Raw genomic sequence first — 4,525 nt, 5'->3', positions numbered from 1 at the left:
TCCTCGTGACGGCCCTGCCCCACCAGGTGTCCGGCGCCCGGGTGCTGGAACAGATCGCCGCCCAGATGCAGGCCAAAAAGCTGCCGATGGTGGCGGATCTGCGGGATGAGTCGGACCACGAAAATCCCACCCGGCTGGTGATTGTGCCGCGCTCCAATCGCATTGACGTGGACGGCTTGATGAATCACCTGTTCGCCACCACCGATCTGGAGAAAAGTTACCGCATCAACCTCAACATGATCGGTATTGATGGCCGGCCCGAAGTGAAACCCCTCAACAGAATCCTCACCGAGTGGCTCAGCTACCGCACGGAAACCGTGCGCCGGCGGCTGCAGTACCGGCTCGACAAGGTCGATCACCGCCTGCACCTGTTGGAGGGCTTGCTGATCGCCTTCCTCAACATCGACGAGGTGATCCACATTATCCGTAGCGAGGATGAACCCAAGCCGGTGTTGATCCAGCGCTTTGGCCTCAGCGATATCCAGGCGGAATACATCCTCGATACCAAATTGCGGCAACTGGCCCGTCTGGAAGAGGTGCGCATTCGCGCCGAGCAGGAGGAGTTGGCGGCGGAAAAAGCCGAACTGGAAAAAATCCTCGGTTCGGCCCGGCGCCTCAAAACCCTGGTGCGCACCGAGTTGCTGGCGGTGGCGGAGGAATTTGGCGATGACCGGTTATCGCCGCTGAAAGTGCGCGAGGAGGCTCGGGCCTTCTCGGAAACGGAATTGCTGGTGGCGGAACCGGTGACCGTGGTGCTGTCGGAAAAAGGCTGGATTCGCGCCGCCAAGGGACACGATATCGATCCGAACAGCCTCAGCTACAAGGGCGGCGATCAGTTTTTCTGCGCCGCCAAGGGGCGCAGCAGCCAGCATGTCATTCTGCTCGACTCCACTGGCCGCACCTACTCGCTGGCGGCCCACAGCCTGCCTTCGGCACGGGGACAGGGCGAGCCGGTGACCGGCCGTCTCAACGCGCCTTCCGGGGCCAACTTTATCGCCGCCATGATGGGTGATGACAAGCAGCCGGTGCTGATGGCCACCGATGCCGGTTACGGTTTTATCACCACCCTGGAGGATCTGCACAGCAAAAACCGCGCCGGTAAAAATGCCCTGTCCATTCCCAAGGGGGGGCGGGTGCTGCGCCCGGTGTCCATTGCCGAGGTGGAGAACGCACTGGTGGTGGCGGTGAGCAACGAGGGGCGCATGCTGGTGTTCTCCCTGGCGGAGTTGCCGCGGCTGGCGCGGGGCAAGGGCAACAAGATCATCAATATTCCGGCATCGCGCCTGCAGAGTCGGGAAGAATTTATGCTGGCGGTGGCGGTGGTCACCCCCGGGCAGCAGTTGCTGGTGCATTCGGGCAAGCGCTACCTGAATCTGAAGATAACTGACCTGGAGCACTATCGGGGTGAGCGCGGTCGGCGCGGCAACAAGCTGCCGCGCGGTTTCCAGAAGGTGGATCGGGTGGAGGTCGCCGGAACCGATTGATGGCCTGATCCGGCTATCTGGCCCCGGCCAAATATATTTACGGGAAAATGGCTTTTCACTATATTGGCAAGCTACTGGTCACTCAGTATTCACAACAATACAACCCCGAGGATAAGTGGATGGATAACAAACTGTTACTGATTATTGCTTCACTGCTGCTGCCACCTCTTGCCGTCTTTCTGAAAAAGGGCGCCGGCAAGGATCTGGTCATCAATATTGTGCTGTGCCTGTTTTTTTGGGTTCCGGGCATCATTCACGCACTCTGGGTATCGCTGAACTAATCGGGGTCGGTTGCCCGCGCAGCGCCTGACCGGAAACCCGGTCTGGCGCCCAGCCAAAGCCCCGGGCAAGGTATTAATTCAAGGAGAAAGTAATGGAAACTGCGGGAAATTTTATTCTGTATTACGGCTTCAAGATTGTGATGGCGGGTGTCATCCTCTTCGTGGGGAAATACCTGGCCAAGTGGCTGAGCCACACGGTCGAAAACCTGTTGCGCAAGAAGGAAATGGATGAGGCCATCCAGCACTTTGTCGCGGCACTGGTTTACTACGCGCTGCTGGTATTTGTGGGCATTGCCGCGCTGGGGCAGTTGGGCATCCACACCGCTTCCTTTGTGGCGGTGGTCGGTGCCGCCGGTCTGGCGATAGGTTTGGCACTGCAGGGGTCGCTGGCCAATTTCGCCGCCGGGGTGTTGATCCTGATATTCAAACCCTTCCGTCTCGGTGATTTTGTCGAGGTGGCCGGGGTGGCCGGGGTAGTGTCAAAAATCCTGGTGTTCACCACCGAACTCAATACCGGTGACAACAAGCGGGTCATCATCCCCAATGGCCAGGTGATGGGCGGTACCATCACCAACTTCTCCGCCAATGACACCCGCCGCGTCGACCTGGTCTTCGGTATCAGCTACGGCGATGACATCGACAAGGCCAAACAGCTGCTGCAAGACGTGGTCAATGCCGATGAGCGCGTGCTGAAAGACCCGGAGCCCACCATTGCCGTGGTGGAACTGGCCGACAGCAGTGTCAACTTTGTGGTGCGGCCCTGGGTGAACAAGGCGGATTACTGGGGCGTTTACTTCGGACTGACCGAGGCGGTCAAGAAACGCTTCGATCAGGAAGGGGTTTCCATTCCCTTCCCGCAAACCGATGTGCATTTGTATAAAGCGGCCGAGAATGGCTGAACGCGAGACTAAAACCAAGGCCCCCTGCGCGGGGCCTTTTTTTCATTTCTGACAAAACCATAAAGGGGAAAAACATGGGCATTCTTTCGTGGATTATTCTCGGCCTGATCGCCGGCGTGCTGGCGAAATGGATCATGCCGGGCAAAGATGGCGGCGGCTTCATTGTCACCGCACTGCTCGGTATCGGCGGTGCCTTTGTCGGTGGCTGGGTGGGCTCACTGCTCGGTTTTGGCAGCCGGGGCGGGTTTAGCCTGGGCAGTATTGCCACCGCTACCGTGGGCGCGATTTTGATTCTGATGGTCTACCGGCAGATCAAAAACAAGGGCTCATCTGACTAGTTGTGCGCGGTTGACGGCACGGGCTTTCCCGGCGGCGGTACTCTGGGCCTGTGCTAGACTTTGTGGGTATCGGTGAGTGACGGATTGAAGGAGAAAAGACCATGAAAAAACTGACTATGGCCATCGGCGCCATCGCCCTCGGGTTGAGTGCTTCCTCGTTGGTGCTCGCCAAACAGCCGGACGGTGCCGGCGGCAAGGGCGCTATGGGCGGCGGTGCGCCGATGACACAGGACATGGAGCGCAACCGGGATATGAAAATGGACCGGGAGATGCGCGAGGAGCGCCAGCGCAAGATGGACGGAGAGATGGATGACCACGAGCCCATGCGCGACCGCGATATGGATAGGGAGCATGACCGGGAGATGAAAATGGACCGGGACATGGAGATGAAAAAGGACATGGAAAAGCAGCGCGAGATGAAATCCGAACAGGAGCAGAAGGAACTCGGCAAGGGCTCCGAGCAGGGCCAGCAACAGCGCGAGGAACACAGCCGCAAATGGTGGCGTTTCTGGGAGTAACCGGATTTGTCCAATAAAAAACGCAGCCATTGGCTGCGTTTTTTTGTTTGGGGTCAGTGTAAAAACTCCATAAGGGTTTTCCCTCAATCCATCCGGATGTAAGCTAAGCTCTCGTTTAATCGAACCACCATCAAGGAAGATAATGGCTCGTTTATCCCGTTTATGCCTGCCGGGTATTCCTCAACATATCATTCAGCGCGGCACCAACCGACAGGCGTGTTTTGCCTCGGAAGAAGACTTTGCCGCTTATTCCCATTGGCTGGCGGAAAGCGCCCGCAAATACGACGTAGAGATTCATGCCTGGGTGTTGATGACGAACCATGTGCATCTGCTGGTAACACCCAAGACATCGGAGGGTGTTTCACGGATGATGCAGACCCTGGGCCGACATTACGTACGATATTTCAACTGCACATATCGCAGAACGGGCACCCTGTGGGAAGGTCGCTTTAAGTCCTGCGTCGTAAATGCAGAAGAATATCTGTTGATTTGCCAGCGTTATATCGAATTAAACCCTGTTAGGGCTGGTATGGTAGTAAGTCCAGAAACTTATGTATGGTCGAGTTACCGGGCAAATGGTCTGGGGCAGGCCGTAAAGCTGTGGACACCACACTGGGTCTATAACCGGCTGGGGAAAACAGTGGAGGAGCGGGCCAAAGCGTATCGGGCATTGTTTTCCGGGCACCTGGACAAGCAAGCCTTAGAGGCGATAAGAGTAGCCAGTAATAAAGGAATGGCGTTGGGAAGTGACAAATTCAAACAGGAGATAGAGGCATTGGCAGGAAGAAGGGTGACGCCGAAGAAGCGTGGCCCAAAACCGAGGAAGGAAAAGAAAGAGTGAGATTTTACACTGACCCCAAATATTGACCCCAAATATTATTGTTAGTGGATTTATCACGTTTCCAAATACTCTAGGTATTTTTCAATTAGGTAAGCGACAGATTTACGTGCTTTCTCAAGTTCGGCTATCTCTGCGTTTCTAAGCGCACCTGCCGCTTTGCCTCT

The 4,525-nt window shown here is 56.5% G+C and carries 6 protein-coding genes; all 6 read left to right on the top strand.

The features are described from left to right. Window positions 1-1,484 (top strand): DNA topoisomerase IV subunit A (gene parC / locus ABY948_RS11350; protein ID WP_461482650.1); only part of this gene is annotated, 1,484 nt, incomplete at its 5' end. Between the two features lie 119 nt (window positions 1,485-1,603). After that, entirely contained in the window at window positions 1,604-1,765 is a 162-nt protein-coding gene (locus ABY948_RS11345) for a YqaE/Pmp3 family membrane protein (RefSeq protein WP_461482649.1), read from the top strand. A gap of 92 nt (window positions 1,766-1,857) precedes the next feature. Beyond that, on the top strand, window positions 1,858-2,664 hold the full coding sequence (locus ABY948_RS11340; protein WP_461482648.1) for a mechanosensitive ion channel family protein: 807 nt from the start codon (window positions 1,858-1,860) through the stop codon (window positions 2,662-2,664). 74 nt (window positions 2,665-2,738) lie between these two features. Beyond that, window positions 2,739-3,002, top strand: a complete 264-nt coding sequence (locus ABY948_RS11335) for a GlsB/YeaQ/YmgE family stress response membrane protein (RefSeq protein WP_461482647.1) — start codon at window positions 2,739-2,741, stop codon at window positions 3,000-3,002. A gap of 101 nt (window positions 3,003-3,103) precedes the next feature. After that, window positions 3,104-3,520, top strand: a complete 417-nt coding sequence (locus tag ABY948_RS11330) for a hypothetical protein (protein WP_461482646.1) — start codon at window positions 3,104-3,106, stop codon at window positions 3,518-3,520. A gap of 142 nt (window positions 3,521-3,662) precedes the next feature. Further along, a complete protein-coding gene (locus tag ABY948_RS11325; RefSeq protein WP_461482645.1) occupies window positions 3,663-4,361 on the top strand; it encodes a transposase in 699 nt (232 codons plus the stop codon). Window positions 4,362-4,525 lie beyond the last annotated feature (164 nt).

The sequence above is a fragment of the Porticoccus sp. genome, assembly GCF_041592135.1.
GTDB lineage: Bacteria > Pseudomonadota > Gammaproteobacteria > Pseudomonadales > Porticoccaceae > Porticoccus.
Note: the sequence above shows the minus strand (reverse complement) of the source record. Positions and strands in the feature narration are given on the sequence as shown.

Excerpts from the sequence above, each read along its gene's own strand:
- ABY948_RS11325 (WP_461482645.1), top strand. The coding sequence starts at position 3,663 with ATGGCTCGTTTATCCCGTTTATGCCTGCCGGGTATTCCTCAACATATC.
- ABY948_RS11345 (WP_461482649.1), top strand. The coding sequence starts at position 1,604 with ATGGATAACAAACTGTTACTGATTATTGCTTCACTGCTGCTGCCACCT.
- ABY948_RS11340 (WP_461482648.1), top strand. The coding sequence starts at position 1,858 with ATGGAAACTGCGGGAAATTTTATTCTGTATTACGGCTTCAAGATTGTG.
- ABY948_RS11330 (WP_461482646.1), top strand. The coding sequence starts at position 3,104 with ATGAAAAAACTGACTATGGCCATCGGCGCCATCGCCCTCGGGTTGAGT.
- ABY948_RS11335 (WP_461482647.1), top strand. The coding sequence starts at position 2,739 with ATGGGCATTCTTTCGTGGATTATTCTCGGCCTGATCGCCGGCGTGCTG.